This window comes from Lichenicola sp. (assembly GCF_965198575.1).
Classification (GTDB): domain Bacteria; phylum Pseudomonadota; class Alphaproteobacteria; order Acetobacterales; family Acetobacteraceae; genus Lichenicola.
The window spans coordinates 3,955,401-3,976,551 of sequence record NZ_OZ240671.1; the positions used below are offsets into that span (position 1 = coordinate 3,955,401).

General features: G+C 69.1%; 16 protein-coding genes. 4 read left to right on the forward strand and 12 right to left on the reverse strand.

The genetic code is table 11. From position 1 onward, the window contains the following. Positions 1-6 precede the first annotated feature (6 nt). Positions 7-1,299 carry an MFS transporter gene (locus tag ACOEQ2_RS17900; protein ID WP_419729290.1) on the reverse strand — a complete coding sequence of 431 codons (1,293 nt, stop codon included), beginning with the start codon at positions 1,297-1,299 and terminating at the stop codon, positions 7-9. A gap of 127 nt (positions 1,300-1,426) precedes the next feature. Here ACOEQ2_RS17900 and parC point away from each other — a divergent pair, with 127 nt between their 5' ends. After that, positions 1,427-3,652 carry a DNA topoisomerase IV subunit A gene (parC, locus tag ACOEQ2_RS17905; RefSeq protein WP_419729291.1) on the forward strand — a complete coding sequence of 742 codons (2,226 nt, stop codon included), beginning with the start codon at positions 1,427-1,429 and terminating at the stop codon, positions 3,650-3,652. A 51-nt stretch (positions 3,653-3,703) separates the two neighbouring features. Here the strand turns inward: parC and ACOEQ2_RS17910 are convergent, their stop codons facing one another. From ACOEQ2_RS17910 to ACOEQ2_RS17940, 7 genes are all read right to left on the reverse strand, one after another. Next, positions 3,704-4,432, reverse strand: a complete 729-nt coding sequence (locus ACOEQ2_RS17910; protein ID WP_419729292.1) for an arginyltransferase — start codon at positions 4,430-4,432, stop codon at positions 3,704-3,706. 66 nt (positions 4,433-4,498) lie between these two features. Continuing rightward, on the reverse strand, positions 4,499-6,829 hold the full coding sequence (locus ACOEQ2_RS17915) for a penicillin acylase family protein (RefSeq protein ID WP_419729293.1): 2,331 nt from the start codon (positions 6,827-6,829) through the stop codon (positions 4,499-4,501). Between the two features lie 11 nt (positions 6,830-6,840). After that, entirely contained in the window at positions 6,841-7,836 is a 996-nt protein-coding gene (gene hemB, locus ACOEQ2_RS17920) for a porphobilinogen synthase (protein ID WP_419729294.1), read from the reverse strand. Positions 7,837-8,001: 165 nt separating this feature from the next. After that, positions 8,002-8,343 (reverse strand): cytochrome o ubiquinol oxidase subunit IV, encoded by a 342-nt coding sequence (locus ACOEQ2_RS17925; RefSeq protein WP_419729295.1) that lies wholly within the window; start codon positions 8,341-8,343, stop codon positions 8,002-8,004. After that, complete coding sequence (locus ACOEQ2_RS17930) at positions 8,343-8,990, reverse strand: cytochrome c oxidase subunit 3 (protein ID WP_419729296.1); 648 nt, start codon at positions 8,988-8,990, stop codon at positions 8,343-8,345. Before ACOEQ2_RS17930 ends, ACOEQ2_RS17925 begins: the two co-directional genes overlap by 1 nt. Continuing rightward, on the reverse strand, positions 8,987-11,068 hold the full coding sequence (locus ACOEQ2_RS17935; RefSeq protein WP_419729297.1) for a cbb3-type cytochrome c oxidase subunit I: 2,082 nt from the start codon (positions 11,066-11,068) through the stop codon (positions 8,987-8,989). The genes ACOEQ2_RS17930 and ACOEQ2_RS17935 overlap by 4 nt, the downstream gene beginning before the upstream one ends. Beyond that, positions 11,065-12,030: a ubiquinol oxidase subunit II gene (locus tag ACOEQ2_RS17940; protein ID WP_419729298.1), complete on the reverse strand. Its 966-nt coding sequence runs from the start codon at positions 12,028-12,030 to the stop codon at positions 11,065-11,067. The genes ACOEQ2_RS17935 and ACOEQ2_RS17940 overlap by 4 nt, the downstream gene beginning before the upstream one ends. A gap of 627 nt (positions 12,031-12,657) precedes the next feature. Between ACOEQ2_RS17940 and ACOEQ2_RS17945 the strand changes: the two genes are divergently transcribed. Next, a complete protein-coding gene (locus tag ACOEQ2_RS17945) occupies positions 12,658-13,545 on the forward strand; it encodes a ferritin-like domain-containing protein (RefSeq protein WP_419729299.1) in 888 nt (295 codons plus the stop codon). A 46-nt stretch (positions 13,546-13,591) separates the two neighbouring features. On the opposite strand, the gene ACOEQ2_RS17950 is transcribed toward ACOEQ2_RS17945, so the two are convergent. From ACOEQ2_RS17950 to argE, 3 genes are all read right to left on the reverse strand, one after another. Next, positions 13,592-15,034: an amino acid permease gene (locus ACOEQ2_RS17950; RefSeq protein WP_419731271.1), complete on the reverse strand. Its 1,443-nt coding sequence runs from the start codon at positions 15,032-15,034 to the stop codon at positions 13,592-13,594. Between the two features lie 132 nt (positions 15,035-15,166). Next, positions 15,167-16,249 carry a peptidase M14 gene (locus tag ACOEQ2_RS17955; RefSeq protein ID WP_419729300.1) on the reverse strand — a complete coding sequence of 361 codons (1,083 nt, stop codon included), beginning with the start codon at positions 16,247-16,249 and terminating at the stop codon, positions 15,167-15,169. After that, a complete protein-coding gene (gene argE, locus ACOEQ2_RS17960) occupies positions 16,246-17,415 on the reverse strand; it encodes an acetylornithine deacetylase (protein ID WP_419729301.1) in 1,170 nt (389 codons plus the stop codon). Before argE ends, ACOEQ2_RS17955 begins: the two co-directional genes overlap by 4 nt. Before the next feature lie 188 nt (positions 17,416-17,603). Between argE and ACOEQ2_RS17965 the strand changes: the two genes are divergently transcribed. Beyond that, a complete protein-coding gene (locus ACOEQ2_RS17965; protein WP_419731272.1) occupies positions 17,604-18,806 on the forward strand; it encodes a glycosyltransferase in 1,203 nt (400 codons plus the stop codon). Next, a complete protein-coding gene (locus tag ACOEQ2_RS17970) occupies positions 18,803-20,092 on the forward strand; it encodes a glycosyltransferase (RefSeq protein ID WP_419729302.1) in 1,290 nt (429 codons plus the stop codon). The genes ACOEQ2_RS17965 and ACOEQ2_RS17970 overlap by 4 nt, the downstream gene beginning before the upstream one ends. Here ACOEQ2_RS17970 and ACOEQ2_RS17975 read toward each other — a convergent pair. Further along, the gene (locus ACOEQ2_RS17975) at positions 20,012-21,148 is read right to left on the reverse strand and encodes a DEAD/DEAH box helicase (RefSeq protein ID WP_419729303.1); all 1,137 of its coding nucleotides are present in this window, start codon (positions 21,146-21,148) and stop codon (positions 20,012-20,014) included. The genes ACOEQ2_RS17970 and ACOEQ2_RS17975 overlap by 81 nt on opposite strands. Positions 21,149-21,151 lie beyond the last annotated feature (3 nt).

Below are 21,151 nucleotides of genomic sequence, written 5' to 3' on the forward strand. Positions count from 1 at the left end.
GTGCTCCTAGGTCGTGGTCGGCGCGGGCCGCGGCCGGTCATGGGTGCCGAACTGGTAGATCAACGCGCTGGCGAGGGCGATGCCGGCCGCGAGCAGCAGCGCCGGTGTGAACGATCCGGTGAGGCCGACGACCAGACCGGTGACCAACGGCGCCAGCGCGCCGCCGATCGAGCCGCCGATGTTCTGGATCGCCTCCAGGGTCGCCACCTTGTCCGGCGTGGTGGCGACCGCGGCCATCGCCCAGCCGCAGGAGGAGGCGAGGCTCCCGGCGAACAACGCCACGCTCACCAGCAGGATCGCCGCCGACGTGCCATGCACCAGCGATGCGCCCGCGGTGCAGGCGGCGGTGACCAGCATCGCCAGCACCAGCGGCAGCCGGCAGCTCGCCACCGGCGCCATGCCGTGACGGCCGAGCGTCCGAGCGGCCAGGCCACCGAGCAGGGCGCCGAAGAAGCCGCAGGCCTGCGGGATTGCGGTCCAGAGGCCGGCCTGTCGCAGGCTGAGGTGGCGCGCCCGCTCCAGATAGTCGGGCAGCCAGGTGCCGTACAGCCATGTCAGGTAGATCACGCCGAGGAAGCCGAGCGCCATGCCCCAGGTGGTGGGCTCGCGGAACAGGCTGGGCCAGCCGGTCAGCGTCAGGGCCTCGTCGGCGGGGCTGTCCTCGTCGTGGATCCAGCGCTGCTCTTCGGGCGTGATGCCGTACTGGTCGGGATCGCGGTAGATCAGGCTCCACAGGATGGCGATGGCAAGGCCGGCCACGCCGATGATGACGAACATCGAGCGCCAGCCGAAGGTCAGCATGAGGGTGGTCAGGATCGGCGGCGCGATGGCGGGGCCGAGCGCCGAGGAGGCGTTGAACAGCCCGATCGGCAGCGCCCGTGCACGGGCCTGGAACCAGTTCGAGCAGACCTTGGTGCCGGCGAGATACATCGGCGATTCGCCGATCCCGAGTGCCGCCCGGGCGACCACGAACTGCCCGAGCCCGGTGACCAGGCCGCCACAGATCTGGGCTCCGGACCACAGCAGCAGGCCGATGCTCATCAGCCGGCGCGGTCCGTAGCGGTCGATCAGGATGCCGACGGGCAGCTGGGCCACACCGTAGGCGATGGCGAACACCGAGAGCAGCAGGCCCATCTCGGCATCGCTCAGGTGCAGCGACCCGCGGATGCTGGAATTGCCGATGGAGAGTGCCGAGCGGTCGAGGTAGTTGACGGTGCCGGCGATGACCAGGAGGGTCAGGGCCAGCACCCGCATGCGGCGCGCGCGGCCTGAGGGATAGGAGTTGGCATCGGCCGGCATCGGTCGGATCACCCTGGGAGCGCGAGCCGGTGAAGGTTGCAGGTCGGCGGCGGCCGGACAAGCGGCTGTGGACAATCAAGCCCTTCTCTGTTTGTTCACGTTTGCCGGATAGGTTGGGGGAAGCGGAATGGCGGCGGACGTCAGCGGACACATCGAGGACACCAGCCTCAGCACGGCGCTGAGCGAGCGGTACCTCGCCTATGCGATGTCGACCATCACCTCGCGGTCGCTGCCGGACGTCCGCGACGGGCTGAAGCCGGTGCATCGCCGGCTGGTGTATGCGATGCAGCAGCTGCGGCTGGACCCGACCGCCGGGTTCAAGAAGTGCGCCCGCGTGGTCGGCGACGTGATCGGCAAGTATCACCCGCACGGCGACGTCGCGGTCTACGAGGCGCTCGTCCGGCTGGCGCAGGATTTCGCGGTCCGCTACCCGCTGGTCGAGGGCCAGGGCAATTTCGGCTCGATCGACGGCGATAACGCGGCCGCCATGCGATACACCGAGGCGCGGCTGACCGAGGTCGCCAAGGCGCTGCTCGAGGGCATCGACGACGACGCGGTGGATTTCCGGCCGACCTATGACGGCGAGGAAAGCGAGCCGGTGGTGCTGCCATCGGCGTTCCCGAACCTGCTGGCGAACGGCGCAGCCGGCATCGCGGTCGGCATGGCGACCAGCATCCCGCCGCATAATGCGGGCGAGGTATGCGCGGCCGCCGCCCTCCTGGTGAAGGACCGCGACGCCCCGATCGAGGCGCTGCTGGGACTGATCCAGGGGCCGGATTTCCCGACCGGCGGGCTGATCGTCGAGGATGCCGCGTCGATCCGCACCGCTTACGAGACCGGCCGCGGCGGCTTCCGCATCCGCGCCCGCTGGGCCCGCGAGGAGGGACGGTTCGGCACCTGGCAGATCGTTGTCACCGAGATCCCGTACCAGGTGCAGAAGTCGCGGCTGATCGAGCAGATCGCCGAGCTGATGGAGCTGAAGAAGCTGCCGCTGCTGGGCGACATCCGCGACGAGAGCACCACCGACATCCGGTTGGTGCTGGAGCCCAAGACCCGTGGCGTCGAGCCGGAAGTGCTGATGGAGACGCTGTTCCGGCTGACCCAGCTGGAGACCCGGTTCGGCCTCAACATGAACGTGCTGGGCGCCAACGGCGTGCCGCGGGTGATGGGCCTGCGCGAGGTCATTCTCGCGTGGCTCGACCACCGGCACGAGGTGCTGCGGCGTCGCAGCGCGCACCGGATGGCGGCGGTCGAGCGCCGGCTCGAGATCCTCGAGGGGTTCCTCGCGGTCTATCTCAATCTGGACGAGGTGATCCGCATCATTCGCGAGGAGGACGAGCCGCGCGCCGGGTTGATGGCCACCTTCTCGCTGACCGAGATGCAGGCGGAGGCGGTGCTGAACATGCGGCTGCGCAGCCTGCGGCGGCTCGAGGAGATCGAGATCCGCCGCGAGCACGGCACGTTGTCCCGCGAGCGCGACGAGCTGGCCGCCCTGCTCGACGACCAGGGCGGCGGTGTGAAGCTGCGCTGGAAGCGGATCGGCCAGGAGCTCGAGCGGCTGCGCAAGCAGTTCGGATCGGGGCCATTGGGCACGCGGCGCAGCACGTTTGCCGAGCCGCCGAAGCCGTTCGACCTGTCGTCGATCGCTGCCATCGAGCGCGAGCCGATTACCGTGATCCTGTCGCAGAAGGGCTGGATCCGGGCGGTACGCGGCCACGGCGTCGACCTGGCGGCGCAGAAATTCAAGGAGGGCGACGGGCTGCTGCCCGGGCTGGGCGTGCTGGAATGCCTGACCAGCGACCGGGTGTGTTTGTTCGCCACCGACGGTCGCGCCTTCACGCTGCGGGCCGGCGACCTGCCGCGCGGGCGCGGCGACGGGCAGCCGATCCGGGTGATGGTCGAGCTCGGCAACGAGAACGAGGTGATCGCGCTGTTCGTGCTGGGCGATGGCGGCCGCTATCTGCTCGCCGGATCCAGCGGCCGCGGGCTGGTCATCGAGGCGGCGGACCTGGTGGCCGAGAAACGCACCGGCAAGCAGGTGCTGAACCTGAAGCCAGGCGAGCAGACGGTGGCCTGCACCCCGGCCACCGGCGACCAGGTAGCGGTGCTCGGCGACAACCGCCGGCTGCTGGTGTTCCCGCTCGCCGAGCTGCCGGTGCTGGGACGCGGCACCGGCACCACGCTGCAGAAGTACAAGGATGGCGGGTTGAAGGAGGTGCGGGTGTTCGATGGGGGCGTCGGCCTGGTCTGGCGCCCGGGCGCCAAGACGCGCTCGATGAAGGACCTTGCTGCCTATGTCGGCAAGCGCGCCGCCACCGGGCAACCGGTGCCGACCTGGCTGCTGCGGGAGTAGGGGCTGCTGCGAGAGTAGGGGCTGCTGCGGGAGTAGAAGCCGCCGGCTTGCCTACTCGGGCGCCTCGAGCTCGCGCCAGGCGCCCATGCTGAGGATCTCGCTCGGCCGGAAGCGCGCCTTGTAGGCCATCTTGCGGCTGTCGGCGACCCAGTAGCCCAGATAGACGTAGGGCAGTTCCAGCGCCCGGCAGCGTTCGACCAGCCACAGGATCGAGAAGCTGCCCAGCGACCGGTCGGCCAGTTCCGGCGAGAAGAAGCTGTACACCGCGGACAGCCCGTCGCTGAGCCGGTCGGTCAGGCACACGCCGATGAGCTCGTCCTCCGGATCGCGGAATTCGACCAGGAAGGTCTCGATCGGGGTGTCCTCGATCATCGCCCGGTAGTCGTAGAAACTCATCGAGGCCATGTCGCCTTCGCCGTGCCGCGCCAGCTGGTAGCGCTTGAACAGCGCGTACTGCTCGGTGGTGGCGCGTGCCGGAACCTCGAAGCCGTCGACACCGGCATTGCGCCGCAGGATGCGCCGGAGCGTGCGGCCGGGCTCGAAACGGGCGACCGGGATGCGGATCGGGACGCAGGCGTTGCACGACGGACAGACCGGCGCGTAGGCGATGTTGTGGCTGCGGCGGAAGCCGGCGCGGGACAGGCGGTCATGCAACGCTTCTGCATCGGGACCGGCAATCTCGGTGACGACCTTGCGCTCGGTCCGGCCCGCGACATACGGGCAGGGCAGCGGCGCCGTGGTGTAGAAGAACTGCGGCCGTCTAGGCGGTGTGTAGGTCATGCAGCTTGCGCCCGGTCTCCCTGATCGATCCCGGGACGCTGACCGCCCGACCGTCGCTGCGTCGCCTCAGGGGCGGAGCGAGATCGTGGCCGTGGTGCGTCGGGGAATCTGCCCGATCGATATGGTAGAGCCCTCCGCCCAAATCTGCATCAAATTCCATGCGCTGCGGCTGACCCAGTTCCCCGACTGGCCGGGCGACACGATGAAGCGGCTCCGCTCGGGGTCGGCCAGGTCGTAATCGCCCCGATAGGATGCGCCGTGCCGGGCGATGAAATCGCCAAGGATGCCGCTGCCGCCACGCAACAACGTGCTGTCGTCGCCGCCGATCGCGACCTCGCCGCGGGCAAGCCGGCCCAGCCCCGGGATCGCGCGCAGGAAGGCGTTGTCGAACACCGCGTGGTGCACGTGGCCCCAACGCCAGGCTGTGGGATCGTCACCCTCGGACGCGGCCACCGCCCGTGTCGATTCGCGCAGCGCATCGGAGAGCATCCGCATGCAGTCGCCCTTGCACCAGGTGCCGCCGGAGGGCCCGAGCAGCAGGTCTGCGAGATCCTCCCACCCGGCGGTCACCCCGGGATCGAGGCCGTCACGCTGCAGCACGTCACCCACGAAGCGCTGCACCCAGGCGTTGAAGATCAACGGCTGCGGCCGGTCCGGATCCATGCTCCCGTTCCAATCCCGCAGCAGGTCGCGCGCGCGGGCCTGCAGGCTGCCGGGCGCGGCGTGGATGTCGCGGGCCAGAAGCAGCGGCAGCAGGTGTCGGGCATAGGCACTGACGCGGTCGGTCTGCATCCGGGTGAAGCCGGCCACATCGTGTTTCGGCATGGCGTCGAGCAGCTCGCGGATGCGGGTGGCACGCCACGGCGCCGGCCAGTCGCGCCCCATGAACACCGGGAAGTCCGGCGGCGCGGTGCGTTCGTTGCCGTTCAAGACGTGGCCGCTGGCGGGTGCCACGATGGTCGGCAGGGCGCGTCCGGACGCATCTCCGATCCAGTCATGCGTTCCGCTGGCGCCGTCGGACGGGACGCTGCCGTCACCGCCGCGACGGATCGGCACGTGTCCGGTGGTGAACAGCGCGATGCGGCTGTGGTCGGCGACCAGGAGGTTCTGCACCGGCTCCGAGATCAAGGCGGCGGCCTTGCCGGCAGCCTCGATGTCGTCCGCCACGTCGAGGGCGGCGAGTCCGGGCGAGGCGTCGTCGGGTCGCAGGTTCTCCATCTCGGCGGCGATCACGTGCTGAGCGCCGCTGGCCGGCAGGATGTCGCTGATCACCGGGCCGTGCCGGGTGGTGCGGACCGTGAGCACCACGTCCGGCGCACCGCGGACATGGATGCGCTCGGTGCGGACGAGGAAGGGTTGCGCCCCGGAGGGCGTGGCGTAGGTGCGGCCGTCGGTGAGCGGCGTCTCGATGAACAGGTCCTGCACGTCGGCGCTGCTGCTGGTGAAGGTCCAGGCGATATGGCCGTTCTGGCCGATCACCAGGAACGGCGTGCCGGGGGCGGTGGCGCCGGTCAGCACGTGGCCCGGCACGCTGATCCGGGCCAGGTACCAGATGCTCGGGAAGCCGAACGCCAGATGCGGATCGCCGGCCAGCAAGGGCGCGCCGGTGACGCTGTGGGCGCCGTCGACCGCCCATTCGTCGGAGGCTTCCTCGGGCAGGGTGTAGGGCGCCGGGAAGCGCGGCAGGGCGGCGGCCAGGCGTCGGGCCAGAGTGCGGAGGCCGGGATCGTCGCGCGCGGCGTCGGGTGCGGGCGTGTCGGGATGCTCGGGCCGGAGCTGCAGCAGCCGGTCCGGCGGCACATGGGTGGCGGCACCGAGGCGGGCGAGCTCGGTGTGCCAGTTCTCCGCCAGGCTCAGCCCCATCAGCCGGCCCCAGAGCAGGGTGTCGACCGGGGTCCAGGGCTCCGGGCGGCCGAGCAGCAGGAACTCCGGCGCGATGAAGCGGCCGCGCGCCTCGATCGCCGCGTTGACGCCGCGCGCATAGGCGTCGAGCTGGTCGCGGACATCCCGGGGCAGCATCGGATAGGAGGCTTCGGCGAGGTGGCGCAGCCCCAGGGTGCGGGTCATGCGGTCGATCGGCAGCCCGCCCGGCCCGGCGAGTTCGGCGATCCGTCCGGAGCCGACCCGGCGCATCAGCTCCATCTGGAACATGCGGTCGCGGGCATGCACGTAGCCGATGGCTGTGGCGGCATCGACCAGGTCGGCGGCGGTGATGTGCGGCACGCCATGCTCGTCGAGGCTGATCTCGACCGGATGATGCAGCCCGGCCAGCTGCAGCGCCTGCCGTAGGGGCGGCAGGGTGTTCCAGAGCAGGCCGGCCATGACGAGTACGGCCAGCGTGACCGTCCCGGCCAGCGTCGCCACCAGGCCAAGGACGATGCGGCGCGCCCGCCTCATGCGGCCCCAGCTCATGCAGTGCGCAGGCGCTCGGCGGCCTCGAGCGCGAAGTAGGTCAGCGCCCCGTCGGCGCCAGCGCGCTTGAAGCCGATCAGGCTCTCCATCATGGCGCGGTCCCGGTCGATCCAGCCGTTGCTGGCGGCGGCCATGATCATCGCGTACTCGCCCGACACCTGGTAGGCGAAGGTCGGCACCGAGAAGCGCTCGCGCACCCGGCGGATGACGTCGAGATACGGCATACCCGGCTTGACCATCACCATGTCGGCACCCTCGGCCAGGTCGAGCTCGACCTCGCGCAGCGCCTCGTCGCTGTTCGCCGGGTCCATCTGGTAGGTCCGCTTGTCGCCTTTCAGCAGGCCGCCGGAGCCGAGCGCATCGCGGAACGGGCCATAGAACGCACTCGCATATTTGGCGGCGTAGCTCATCAGGCGGGTGTGGATCAGGCCGTGCGCGTCGAGCGCCTGGCGGATCGCGCCGATGCGGCCATCCATCATGTCGGACGGAGCCAGGATGTCGATGCCGGCCTGCGCCTGGTTCAACGACTGGCGCACCAGCACCGCCACGCTGTCCTCGTTGGCGACGTAGCCGTCACGGATGACGCCGTCATGGCCGTGGTCGGTGTACGGATCGAGTGCGACGTCGCCGATCAGGCCGAGTTCCGGGAACTCGCGTTTCAGCAGCCGGGCAGCGCGGCACATCAGGTTGTCGGGGTTGTTCGCCTCGGACCCCTCGGCGTCGCGGACCTCGAGCGGGGTCACCGGGAACAGTGCGAGTGCGGGGATGCCGAGCCGGGCGGCGGGGGCCACGTGGGCGGCCAGCCGATCGAGGGTGACGCGCTTCACGCCCGGCATCGAGGCCACGTCGGTTTCGCCGGCGGCGCCTTCGGTGAAGAAGATCGGCCAGATCAGGTCATCGACCGACAGACGGTTCTCGGCCACCAGCCTGCGGGTGAAGTCGTCGTGGCGGTTGCGACGGAGACGGGTAGATGGATACCGGCCGACATTCATCCGGAGGCTCCTTGGCGTGGAGGAGCGCCCTGGATAGGGCAGGGACAGGCAGGCGGGAAGTGGCGGCCGAAGCGACCGATCGCTCGAATGCCCGGGCCGGGTTTCGACCTGGACTATCCAACGCCTGAGCCGCCACCGGCGATGACGCGCTCGGGGCTTGCCTGCCTACGGCATCATCACGCGGTAATAGAGGGTCTGGAACATCCAGGCGGTGAGGCCGACCGAAAGGATCAGCAGGGGCACGTTGAGCATCAGGGTCAGGGTGTTCCAGCGCTGGGTCTCGGAGAAATCCAGGTGGAACAGGAAGACCAGCTTCGCGACGGTTGTCAGGAACGCCAGAACGGAGATCGACGCCATCAGGTTGAACGCCGAGAACGCATGGTATTCGACCAGCGCGAGCGCGATGCCGAGGAGGGCCAGCGTCAGCACGAAGCCGATGATGTAGCTGGTGGTGTTGGCGTAGGCGATCTCGGGATGATCGGCGGGACGCTCGTTGTCGACAGACATCAGATCGACCCCCGCAGATAGACGAACGTGTACACGAAGGTCCAGATCAGGCCCTGATACACCCAATAGACTTTCAGGTTGGCCAGCCGGTAGGTCACCAGCAGGGTGAAGCCCTTGCGGGCGACCTGCACCAGCATCACGAACATCCAGAGCAGGCCGATCGCCAGATGCAGGCCATGCACGGCGACGACCGTCCAGAAGATCGAGAGGAATCCGCTGCGTTGCGCAGGACCTCCGGCGGCGGCGATGCCGTGCAGTTCGCTCACCTCCATGCCGATGAACACCAGGCCGATCGCCAGCGACACGGTCAGCCACGCCATCACGCCGCGCACTTTCGCAGCCTTCAGGTTGACCATCGCCATGCCGTAGGCGAACACGCTCGCGAACAGCACGATGGTTTCGCCGTAGCCGTAGATCGGCGAGGCGACATCGCGCGGCGTCGGACCGCCGTTGAAGCTCATCGGGAAGCTCAGCACCTCGTAGGCGGTGAAGAGTGCTGCAAACACCAGCGAGTCGCTCAGCATGTAGAGCCAGAACCCGAGCAGGCGGGTGCTCATCATGTCGTGCTCGTGGTTCGGCTCCGCCCAGAGCTTCGTGCCGGGGCCGGGCACCGGATCGTGCAGGCCCCAATCGCGCGTCGTGCTCATTCCGCGGCTCCCGCGTTGAAGGCGGTGACCGCGCCGGGGATATACTGGTCGGTTCTCCGTGGCGCCGGCGGCCGTGCTGCGAGCAGATCGCGGCGACGCACCTCGTCAGCCTTGATGATCGTGCCCTCGCCATCGTCGAACGAACGGAAGATGACGATGGCGAAGATGGCGATCAGCGACGCGATGGCCAGCCACCAGATCCGCCAGACCATGGCGAACCCGAAGGCGAACGTGCAGGCCCCGATGAACATCGGCACCGGCGTGTTCAGCGGCAATTCGATGTCCTCGTACTGCTCCGGCATGATCTGGTCGAGATGGTGCTCGCGCCGCCAGGCCCATTCGTCGCGGGCGTTGATGTGCGGGATGACGGCGAAGTTGTAGTCCGGCACCGGCGAATGGGTGATCCATTCGAGGCTGCGCGCGGTGCCCCACGGATCCTGGCCGGCGCGGTTGATGTTGCGGTCGCGGATGCTGACGGTGATCTGCCAGATGAACGCGGCCAGGGCTGCGATGTCGACGAAGATGCCGATTTCCTCGATTACCAGCAGCGGCCACCATGTGGCGTACGGCACGTAGGCGAGGCGGCGCGGCATGCCGGTCAGGCCGAGCATGAACATCGCGGTGAACACGATGAACGAGCCACCGACGAGCAGCCAGAACACCCACTGGCCGGCGCGCTCGTTCAGGGTGAAGCCGAACATCTTGGGGAACCAGAAAGTGGCGCCACCGATCGCCGCGAACACCGTCACCATCACCACGCAGTGGAAATGCGCGATCACGAAGACGCTGTTGTGGGTCATGTAGTTGATCGCCGGGATCGCCAGCATCATGCCGGTCCAGCCGCCGATGATCTGCATGAAGATCGCCGACACCGCCCACAGCATCGGGGTGGTGAAGGTGAGGCGGCCGCGCACCATCGTCAGCGCCCAGTCGAACACCTTCACGCCGGTCGGGATCGCCACCAGCATCGTCGCGATGCTGTAGAAGCTGTTGACGATGGCGCCCGCACCCATGGTGAAGAAATGGTGCAGCCAGACGGTCCAGGAGATGCAGCCGATGCTGAGCGTGGCGGCGACCATCACCGGATAGCCGAACAGCTTCTTCTCGGAGAAGGTCGGGATGATTTCCGACATCATTCCCCAGGACGGCAGGATGATGAAATACACCTCCGGGTGGCCCCAGATCCAGAACAGGTCGGTGTAGAGCATGAAGTTGCCGCCGAACCCGGTGGTGTAGAAATGCGTGCCGAGATAGCGATCCAGGCTGAGCAGGCCGATGGCGACGCCCAGCACCGGGAAGGCAGTCAGGCCGATCACGTTGGTGGTGAGCGACGTCCAGGTAAACAGCGACAGGCGCATCCAGGTCATGCCGGGCGCACGCATCTTGATGATGGTGGCGATGATGTTCACGGCGCCGATGGTGGTGCCGATGCTGCCTATCTGCAGCGCCCAGCTCCAGTAATCGACGCCGACGTCGGGGCTGTAGGAAAGCTCGGTGAGCGGGGCAAGACCGACCCAGCCGGCCTGGCTGAAGTCGCCGACGAACAGCGACACCATGGTGAGCGCCGCACCGACCGCGGTCATCCAGAAGGCGAGCGCGTTCAGGTACGGGAATGCCATGTCGCGGGCGCCGATCTGCAGCGGCACCAGGTAGTTCATGAAGCCGGCCAGGATCGGCGTGGCGGCGAAGATCAGCATGATGGTCCCGTGGGACCCGTAGATCTGGTCGTAATGATACGGCGGCAGGTAGCCGTGCTCGGCGCCCATGTAGCCGTGCGACAACGGCCCCGCCGCCATCACCTGCTGGGTGCGCATCATGATGGCGTCGACGAAGCCGCGGAACAGCATCACCGTGCCGACGATGATGTACATGATGCCGACGCGCTTGTGGTCGACGGTGGTCAGCCACTCGCGGTACAGCCAGCCCCATTTCCGGTAGTACGTCAGCGCCGCCAGGATCAGCACGCCGAGGCTGACTGCGAAGATGAAGGCGCCGCCGACGATCAGGTTGTCATACGGGATCTGGGACAGGGTGAGCCGCCCGAGAAACCAGTCCCAGTGCTCTTGAACGTTGGTCATCGGGCTTGGTCCTGCGCAGGGGTGACGGCTTCGGTCTGTTGCCTGCCGCCATTGATGTCGTGCGACTTCTTCTCGGTCATGCCGGCGGGCGTCTCGTAGATCTGGCCCGCCATGACGGTCCGTACCACGTGATCGAACAGCCCGTCCTGGACGCCGGAGAAGCGCAGCACGGTGTCATGGGTGTTGATGGTTGGCGCGGCAAACTTGAGGAACGCCGCATCGTCGAGATGGGCGGGCGCGTCGGCCATCTCGCCAACCCAGCTGGTGAAGTCGGCCGGCGACACCACCCGGGTCTGGAACCGCATCCAGGAGAATCCCGGGCCGTTATAATCCGACGCGAATCCCTGGTAGGTCCCGACATGATTGGCGATGAGGCCCTGCCAGGTGCGCATGCCGGGCATCACGTCGATCTGGCCGGCCAGCTGCGGAATGAAGAAATCCGTCGCGACGGTGGCGGAGGTCAGCCGGAAGCGGATCGGCGTATGGGCCGGGATCACCAGCTGGTTGGCGATCGCGATGTGCCTGTCGGGATAAACGAACAGCCACTGCCAGTCGGTGGTGATGACATCGATCTGGATCGCGGGCTTGTCGGCATCGGCGCTGCTGCCGGCGGCCATGACACCCGGTCCGGACGGATCGGTCTGGAACGAGCTGTGCGTGGCGTAGAAGCCGAGCCCGATGACGACGACGAGCGGAACGCCCCAGAACGTCGCCTCGAGCGGCACCGAATGCGACCAGCCTGGGACGTAGGCGCCGCGTCCGACACGGCGGTGGTATCGCCAGACCGCCCACATCACCAACAACGTGGCCGGGCCGATGACCAGGAACGTGGCGCCGGTATCGACGATCCAGGATTGCAGACCGGCTTCCGCCACCGGGCCGGCCGGGTGGATCAGCCAGAATCCCGCGGTGGAGCAGCCGCCGCAGAGGGTGAGCAGGACCAGGGCGAGGGCCCGTGTCACGTGCCCGCATCGATGTGCCAGGTGCAGCCTCCTGTCGGACGAACTCATAGGAATGGCCGGAACGCTCCGGCCAGGACGCCAGAGTGCCAGACGGCCTTCGCGCCTGCACCATCACGACGATGCGAGTATGGCACGGCTGCACCCGTTACGAGATCCCGCAAGGCAAGACGGTTTCGTGATCCCTGCCGGACGGCCGGCGTGGCCGCGAATATCGACGCGAATATCGCGCGAGGTCAAAACGATCGGAAACTGAAACGGGTTTGCGGCCGTCGGCACCATGCGGTCGCGGGGGCGCGTCTCCAGCCCACATTTCCGGCCCACCCTCCCAGTCGGGCCGCACCCACAATTGAAGGATCGAAGCGGACGTCTGAAAGCCGCGAATTTCGGTGCCAGGACCCGGTCTGACCGACTTGCCGAAACACCAGCCGAGGAGAGCCTCGTTCGACACCGTGGACAGGGCAACCGGAGCGTTCGCAGCAGGCCGAGGCCGGAACAGCAGTCTTTAAATCTATACGATCACGGTGATAGGCGGCATCCGCACCACAGGTTGCTCCGTAGCAAGGTTCGGGAGCCGCAGGGCGCGGCTTCCAAGGCGCCCTCACGCGCTAACCTGGGATGTAACGTACCATGCAGCAGGACAAGACTCTCCAGACCCCGGCCATGGCCTCGCGCCGCACTCTGCTCGGCCGTGCCGGCACCGGTGCGCTTGCCGCAGGAGCACTCGCGGCAGGCATCGGCCGCACGTCTCCGGCGACAGCCGCAACCGACATTGACGTCGGCATACTGAATTTCGCGCTCAACCTCGAATACCTGGAGGGCGAGTTTTACAATCGCGGCGTCCACGGCATCGGCCTGTCAAATATCGGGACGCCGGGGTCGGTCAAGGGTGGCGGCCAGGTTCCGTTCACCGACACGTTGCTGCAGAAGCTGTTCACCGCCATCGCCCTCGACGAGACGAATCACGTCGCGTTCTTGCGGAGTGCCCTCGGCACGATGGCGGTTCCGGAGCCCAACATCGACTTCACCGATACCTTCCTGGCTCTCGGCCAGGCGATCGGCCTGCCGGGCTTCAACCCGTTCGCCGACCAGTTGAGCTTCCTGCTCGGCGCCTATGTATTCGAGGATATCGGAGTCACCGCGTACAACGGCGCCGCGCCGCTGGTCACCAGCAAGACCTATCTCGGTGCTGCTGCCAGCATCCTCGCAGTCGAGGCCTACCACGCCGGCGCAATCCGCAGCGCGCTCTACCAGGCGAATTACGGGGTCTATACCGACCGCATCTCGGCGATCCGGGCAGAATTCTCCCGCACCGGGCCGGGCACGGGCACGCCGAGCGACGACGCTGGTGACGACGGCGCCGCCGGCGCGGTCAACGTCGCGCCGACCGACAGCAACTCGCTTGCCTTCACGCGCACGCCGGAACAGGTCCTGGCAATCGTGTTTGCCGGTGGCACGACCAGCGGCGGCTTCTTCCCCAACGGCATCCAGGGGATGTTCACCTCGTCGGCCTCCTGAGGCCAGCCGACGCGACCGGTCGTGTTCAGCGACCGGTCGCTTCCCGCTATCCGCGAGCGTTCATGGTCGTGCTGCGCCGATGCAGCCGGCTGTGGCGGCGGCTGTAGCCGAAATAGACGCAGAGCCCGATCACCAGCCACACCGAGAGCCGGATCCAGGTCAGGCCGTCGAGCGAGGCCATGATGGCGGCGCAGGAGAGAATGCCCAGGATCGGCACCGTCGGGCCCAACGGCACCCGGAAGGCGCGCGGCCGCTCCGGCTCGCGGACGCGCAGGATCAGCACGCCGACGCACACGATGATGAAGGCGAGCAGCGTCCCGATCGAGGTCATGTGGCCGAGCTCGCTGATCGGCAGGAAGGCGCACAGCGCGCTGGTCAGCACCATGAAGAACAGGTTCGAGCGCCACGGCGTCTGCCAGCGCGAATGCACGTCGGAGAACAGCCGGGGCAGCAGGCCGTCCTTCGACATGGCGTAGAACACCCGGCTCTGGCCCAGCAGCAGCACCAGCAGCACCGACGTGAAGCCGCACAGGATGCCCAGGCTGACCGCGATCTTGAGCCAGCCATACGGTGTCTGGTCGATCGCGGTGGCCACGGGGGCAGGGTCGTTCAGCATCAGGTGGTAGTTCAGCATGCCGGTCAGCACGCCGGAGAACACCACGTAGGCGAGCGAGCACACCGCCAGGCTGCCGAGAATGCCGATCGGCATGTCGCGCCCGGGGTTCTTCGCCTCCTGCGCGCAGGTCGAAACGGCATCGAAACCGACATAGGCGAAGAAGATCGTGCCCGCGGCGCGCATCACGCCGGACAGGCCGAAATGCCCGAATGTGCCGTCGTTGGGCGGGATGAACGGGATGTAGTTGGCGGTCTTGATGAACGGGATGCCGAGCGCCACCACGGCCACGATGACCAGCAGCTTGATCGCCACGATCACGTTGTTGACGCGCGCGGACTCGGACACCCCGCGGATCAGCAGCAGCGACACGCACACGATGACGAACACCGCCGGCAGGTTGACCAGGCCCGCCGCCGTGCTGCCGTCGCCGAGCTTCACGCTCTCGAACGGCGATGCGCACAGCCGTGGTGGCAGCGAGATGCCGAACTGGCCCAGCAGCTTGACCAGGTAGCGCGACCAGCTGACCGCGACGGTAGCGGCGCCCACCGCATATTCCAGCACCAGGTCCCAGCCGATGATCCAGGCCACGAACTCGCCCAGCGTGGTGTAGGCGTAGGTGTACGCGCTGCCGGCGATCGGGATCATGCTGGCCAGCTCGCTGTAGCAGAGGCCCGCGAAGCCGCAGCCGATGGCGGCGATCAGGTATGACAGCACCACCGCCGGACCGGCATTCTCCGAGGCGGCGATCCCGGTGAGCGAGAACAGGCCGGCGCCGATCGTGCAGCCGATGCCGAGTGCCACCAGCGCGCCCGGGCCGAGCGCACGCTTGAGGGCGTGGCCACCGCTCGCATCGGCGGCACCGTCCTCCTGCATCTGCTCGATCGACTTGCGTCGCCACAGCGACGTCGCGGTCGCAGCCGCTTCGGTTTGGGACATGGTGCGCGTCTCCTCGGGCGTCTTGTCGTTTGGCCCGCAGGCCTTGCACCTCGCGTGCCAGAAGCCCGGTCAGCAGGCGTCCGGCAGCAGGCGGGCGAGGCGGACGGCAGTGTGGCCGCGGCTCGGCCGCAGGCTCGGCATCACCAGGAGGCAGTCGTCGTGCGGCGTGCGGATCTCGATGGGCCCGTCATGGCCGATCAGGGTGTTCCGCTCGCCGATCATCTCGCCGCCACGGAACGACTGCGTGAAGCTGAAGCTGGAGCTCGCGGCGGTGACGACCTGGGTGACCTCGGCGCAGCGCTGGCGGGGCGAGGGGCCGGGCAGCTTTTCCTCCTCCACCATCCCGGTCTCGCGCAGCAGGGCGCGGACCGCGACGCGCGCGGTGTCGACCGTGATCGGCTCCCAGTGCGGTCCGGCCTCGATCAGGCAGGCGACCCGGCTGTCGTCCGGGCTCGCGAACATCGCGTAATCGATCAGCCGCGGGCCGCTGGTATGGCCCTGGTCGGTCACCACCATCGCCGGCATGCCGAGGGTGCAGGCGAAGCGGCGGCCCTTCTCGGTCGGGCCGCTGAGGATGAGCGGCTCGGACGGCCACAGCATCGAGTGCAGGTCGACCAGGATGTCGACATCGTCGAACAGCGGCCTGAGCTCGCGGGCGCGGTCGAGCTCGACCGACGCGCGTGCGCTGTCGAGGATGGCGGTGTCCCAGAGCCGGTTCATGTCCTCCTCGATGAAGCGCGAGGCGGTCGGCTGGGCGGCGTCGAAGCGCTCGAAGGCGGCGAGATTCAGGAAGCCGATCGACAGCCGGCCCCGCAGCGGGCGGAAATCCTGCCGCAGCAGCTCGTCCAGCACGATGGCGCCGGCGAACTCGTTTCCGTGCATCAGCGCGGTGATCGCGACATGCGGCCCGGGTCGGCGGCTATCGAACTGCATCACACCGGGCAGGCCGGTATTGCCCGGGATCCAGTCGGCCAGGTCCGGCGGACGCAGCCGGACCTCGAAGCGCGGCAGCGGCGGCATGTGCGTCAGCCGGTGCGCCAGGCCCGGGGTGAGGCCCTGCGTGAGTTGCGGCATGAGTTCGGGCATGAGCTCGGGCGCGGCCGAGGTCTCCGGGTCCTGGTCGTGACCTGCCGTCTCCGATGGATCGCTCATGTGCGGGTGAGGCGGGTGGCGATGCGGCGGATGAAGGCGTCGCAGGCCTCGAGCTGGCTCAGCGCCACCCATTCGTCGGGCCGGTGCGCCTGCGCGATGTCGCCGGGGCCGCAGACGATGCTGACGATGCCGGCATTCTGGTAGATGCCTGCCTCGGTGCCGTAGCTGACCTTTCCTTCCTGGTTCGCGCCGCCGGCCTGCTTGACCAGCGCCACCAGCTCATGATGCGGATCGAGCGCCAGCGGCGGCAGCTCGTCCATCGGCTCGAACGTGAAGCCGCTCTCGGGATCGACGGCGTGCATCCAGGGCTCGATGTGGGCCGCGACATGGGCCTTGAGCGCGTCGAGCTCGGCGAACGCGTCGTCGCCCGGGATCGTGCGCCATTCCATGTCGAAGCTCGCGCGGTCCGGGATGATGTTGAGGATCGATCCGCCGGCGACCAGCCCGACATGGATCGTGCTGTGTTCCGGCTCGAACCCGGCCTCGCGCCTGCCGGAGCTGGCGAACCGGCGCTGCTCGGCGGCGATGTGGGCGATCGCCTCCGCCGCCGCATGGATCGCGTTCACGCCCTGGCCGGGCTGGCTCGAATGTCCGGCATGGCCGCGCACCGTCACCCGCACCGACAGCCGGCCCTTGTGGGCGATGATCGGCTTCATCAGCGAGGGCTCGCCGACGATGCACAAGGCCGGCCTGAGGCCATCCGCTTCCAGCTCGCGCACCAGCACCCGGGCGCCGTCGCAATCGACTTCCTCGTCGTAGCTGATGAACAGATGCAACGGCCGCAGCAACGGCATCGCCCGGATGTCGGGCACCGCGGCCAGCATCGAGGCGACGAACCCCTTCATGTCGGCAGCACCCCGGGCGTACGCGCGGCCCTCGGCCTGGCGCAGCGTGAACGGGTCGCTGCTCCAGCGCTGGCCGTCGACCGGCACGGTGTCGACATGCCCGGACAGCGCCAGGCCGCCCTCGACCGCCGGGCCGATCACCGCATGCAGGTTCGCCTTCGTGCCGGTGGTATCATAGGTGAGCCGGCCGGTGATGCCGTGGCCGGCGAGATAGTCGGCGACCCAGTGGATCAGCTTCAGGTTGCTGTTGCGGCTCGTCGTGTCGAAGGCGACGAGCTGCGTCAGGATTTCGATCGTCGACAGAAGCTGACCGTCTTGCATGGCTCCACTCTATACGTGGGCGGTCGCGCGGCAATGGCCCGATGGGCGCTCGCGCGGCAATGGTTCGAGCCGCTCGCGTTACCAGCCATTGCCGAGTGTGACGGTGCTGCAGGCCCACTTGCCGGGGGCGGCCGGGGCTCGCACAGTTCGCCCCGACGATGTCCACACCGCAACCAAGATTGCACCCGCTGCACCGGCTCTGGCAGGCGCTTCCGGCACGCCAGCGGCGCCTCTGGCTGGCGCGGGGCACGGCGTGGGTGGCGCCACGGCCGGACCCCCTGCCGCTCCCCGCATGCGGTGGCGTGGTCGTCGGCGGCGAGATCGGGCGGGCATCGGGGCTGGGCGAGGCAGCCCGCATCATGGACCAGGCGCTGCAGCGTCTTGGCGTTCCGCATTCGGCGATCGACACGGCGCGCCGCCGCCCGGATGCGAGGGCAGCGGGCTGGCCGGACCGGGCCGCGCTGGTCCTGCATGTGAATGCGCCGCAGCTGCCCGCCACCCTGATCGGCCTCGGTCGCGGGCGGCTCAGCGGCCGCCGGATCATCGGCAACTGGTACTGGGAGCTGCCGGTGGTGCCGACGAGCTGGCATCCGGCGCTGGCGCATGTCCACGAGATCTGGGCTCCCTCGCGCTTCACGGCCATGGCCTTCGAGGCGCTGGCGCCGGGCCGGGTGCGGGTGGTTCCGCCGGCACTAGCGCTGGCGCCACCGGTGCCCTCGCCGCTCGACCGGCAGGCCTTCGGGCTCCCCGCGGACGTGGTCGTGGTGCTGACCTCGTTCAGTCTTGCTTCATCTTTTGCGCGCAAGAATCCGATTGCCGCGATCGGCGCGTTCCGGAAGGCGTTCGGTGACCGGCGCGACCGGCTGCTGCTGTTGAAGGTGGGAAATTCCGAGCATCATGGCAACGACCTGTTGCTGCTGCAGGAGGCGATCGCCGGTGCGCCCAACATCAGGCTGGAGACCAGGATGCTGCCGGAGGCCGACATGCACGCACTGACCCGGGCCTGCGACATCGTGCTGTCGCTGCACCGGAGCGAGGGATTCGGGCTGGTGCCGGCGCAGGCGATGCTGCTGGGCCGGCCGGTGGTGTCGACCGACTGGTCCGCGACGACGGAGTTCCTGGACGAGAGCTGCGGTGTGCCGATCGGCTACCGGCTGGTGCCGGCGGCGGATCCGCGTGGCGTGTTCGAGGCGCCGGGCGCGGTCTGGGCGGATGCCGACATCGACCAGGCGGCGCAGGCGCTGCGTGCGCTGGCCGATGCTCCCGGACGGCGGATCGCGCTGGGCCAGGCGGCGGAGGCGGCGGCCCGGGCCCGGCTCGGCGGCGCCGGACTGCTTGCGGCCCTGGCGGCGATCGGCGTGCCGGTTCCGGATCCCGTGGCCCGCGCATGACAACGCCCACCACCGGGGAGGATCGCTGCCGCGAGACGTCCGGATCCGGGATCAGGGTGCTGGTCTGGCAGTGGGGACGCCGCGGCGCCGGGCCCCGGGTTGCGGTCGAGATGGCGGCGGGCTTCGCGTCGCTGCCGGGCTGCCGCGCGATGCTGTCGCTCTCGACCGGCGCGGAACTGTTGTCCGGCCGATCCGCGGTGCCGGTCGATCTGCCGGTCGCGACCTATGCCGGCCGGTCGGGCTTCGTCTGGCGCGCGCTGACGGCGCCGCTGCGCCGGCGGTGGCTGCTGCGCCATATCGCGTCGCTGGCGCCGGACGTGGCGATCTGCGCCATGCCCGGACCGCTCGACCTCGAGATGGCCTCGGCACTGCGTCGGCTGAAGCTGCCGTTCCTGGTCGTCGTGCATGACGCGGATCGGCACCCGGGCGACGGCTCGGTGGTCCAGATGCTGCTGCAGCGCCGGCTGATCGACCGGTCCGACGGGCTGGTGGCGCTGAGCCGGCACGTCGCCGACCGGCTGGCCGAGCAGGGTGCCGTCGGCGCCCGCACGCTGCTGATGGCGAGCCTGCCGCCGTTCGTATTCGGCCCGCTGCCGGCGCCGCCTTGCGCGCATGGCGGGCGCCTGCGGCTGCTCTGCTTCGGGCGGCTGCTGCCGTACAAGGGGCTCGACCTGCTGGCGGACGCGCTGGCGGCGCCGGGGCTCGAAGGCCGTCTGGAGGTCAGGGTGGTCGGATCGGGGCCGGCCAGTCCGGAGCTGTCCCGGCTGGCCGACCTGCCGGTGGTCAGCGTCGAGAATCGCTGGGTGCCGGAAGACGAGGTGGCGGCCCTGATCGAGTGGGCCGATGCGGTGGTGCTGCCCTATCGCGAGGCCAGCCAGAGCGGGGTCGCGGCGGCGGCGATCGCGGCACAGCGCTGGGTGGTGGCGACCGCGGTCGGCGGCCTGGTCGAGCAGTTCCGGGACGAACGGCTGGCGATCATGTGCAGCCCGGACGCCACCGACCTGCGCCGGGCGATCGACCGTCTGCTGGCCACACCGCCGGTCCCGGCGCGGCCGAGGCTGGATCCGCGGCTGGCCTGGCGCGTCGAGGCGGCGGCCCTGCTCGACGGGATCGCGCGCCGGGTGCTGGGACGGGCGGCAAGCGTGCCGGACGCAGTGCCCCCACCTGGCGCAGAGGTGCCGGAGGCCGGTCGCCGTGCGATAGCCTCAGGCGGCGTTGCGCGCCTCGTGGACGCGCACCCGGGTGCCGAGGAGCTTCTCGATGGCGCGCAGCAGCGGGCGCTCTGACGCCGCACACAGGGTGATCGCGACGCCCGCGGCGCCGGCGCGGGCGGTACGGCCGATCCGGTGCACGTAGGCCTGCGGCACTTCCGGCAGATCGTAGTTCACCACGTGGGTGATGCCGTCGAGGTCGATGCCGCGGGCGGCGACGTCGGTCGCCACCAGCACCGGGAAGCCGCCCTTGCGGAACGCGGCCAGGGTGCGGTCGCGCTGGGGCTGGCTCTTGTCGCCGTGGATCGCGCTGGCCCGGATGCCGCCCTTGTCGAGGGCCGCCACCACCTCGTCGGCGGTCTGCTTGGTGCGGGTGAACACCAGCGTGCGGGTCATGCGGCCGCGTTTCAGCAGCTCGAGCAGGGCCGCGCGCTTGGCCCCCGGCTCCACGAAGATCACCCGCTGCTCGATACCGGTGGCGGTGGTCGCCTGTGGCGTGGTGGCGATCGAGACTGGCTTGTGCAGCAGCCGCCTCGCCAGTGCGGCGATCTCCGGCGGCATGGTGGCCGAGAACAGCAGCGTCTGGCGATGCTGCTGCGGCAGCCGGGAGGTGATCTCCTGGACGTCGTCGATGAAGCCGAGATCGAGCATGTGGTCGGCCTCGTCGAGCACCAGGATGGCGGTCTCGTCGAGGCGGACGCTGCCGTCGGAGAGGTGGTCGAGCAGCCGGCCCGGCGTTGCCACCAGGATGTCGATGCCGGCCGCCACCGCCTTGGTCTGCGGCGGCTTCGGCACGCCACCGACCATGGCGGCGATGCGCAGGCCGGTCCGGCGCGCATAGATTCGGATCACGTCGCAGATCTGGCTGGCGAGCTCGCGTGTCGGCGACAGGATCAGCACCCGGCAGCACCGGGCGTTCGCGGGTTTTGGCTCGGCCAGCAGTCGGTGCAGGATCGGCAGGGCGAAGGCGGCGGTCTTGCCGGTCCCGGTCTGGGCGATGCCCTGGACATCGCGGCCGGCCATGATCGGCGGGATCGCTTCGGTCTGGATCGGCGTCGGCGCGTCGTATCCGGCCGCGCGCAGGGCCTCGAGCAGCGGTTCGGTGAGCCCGAGCGAACGAAAATCTGTCATGGA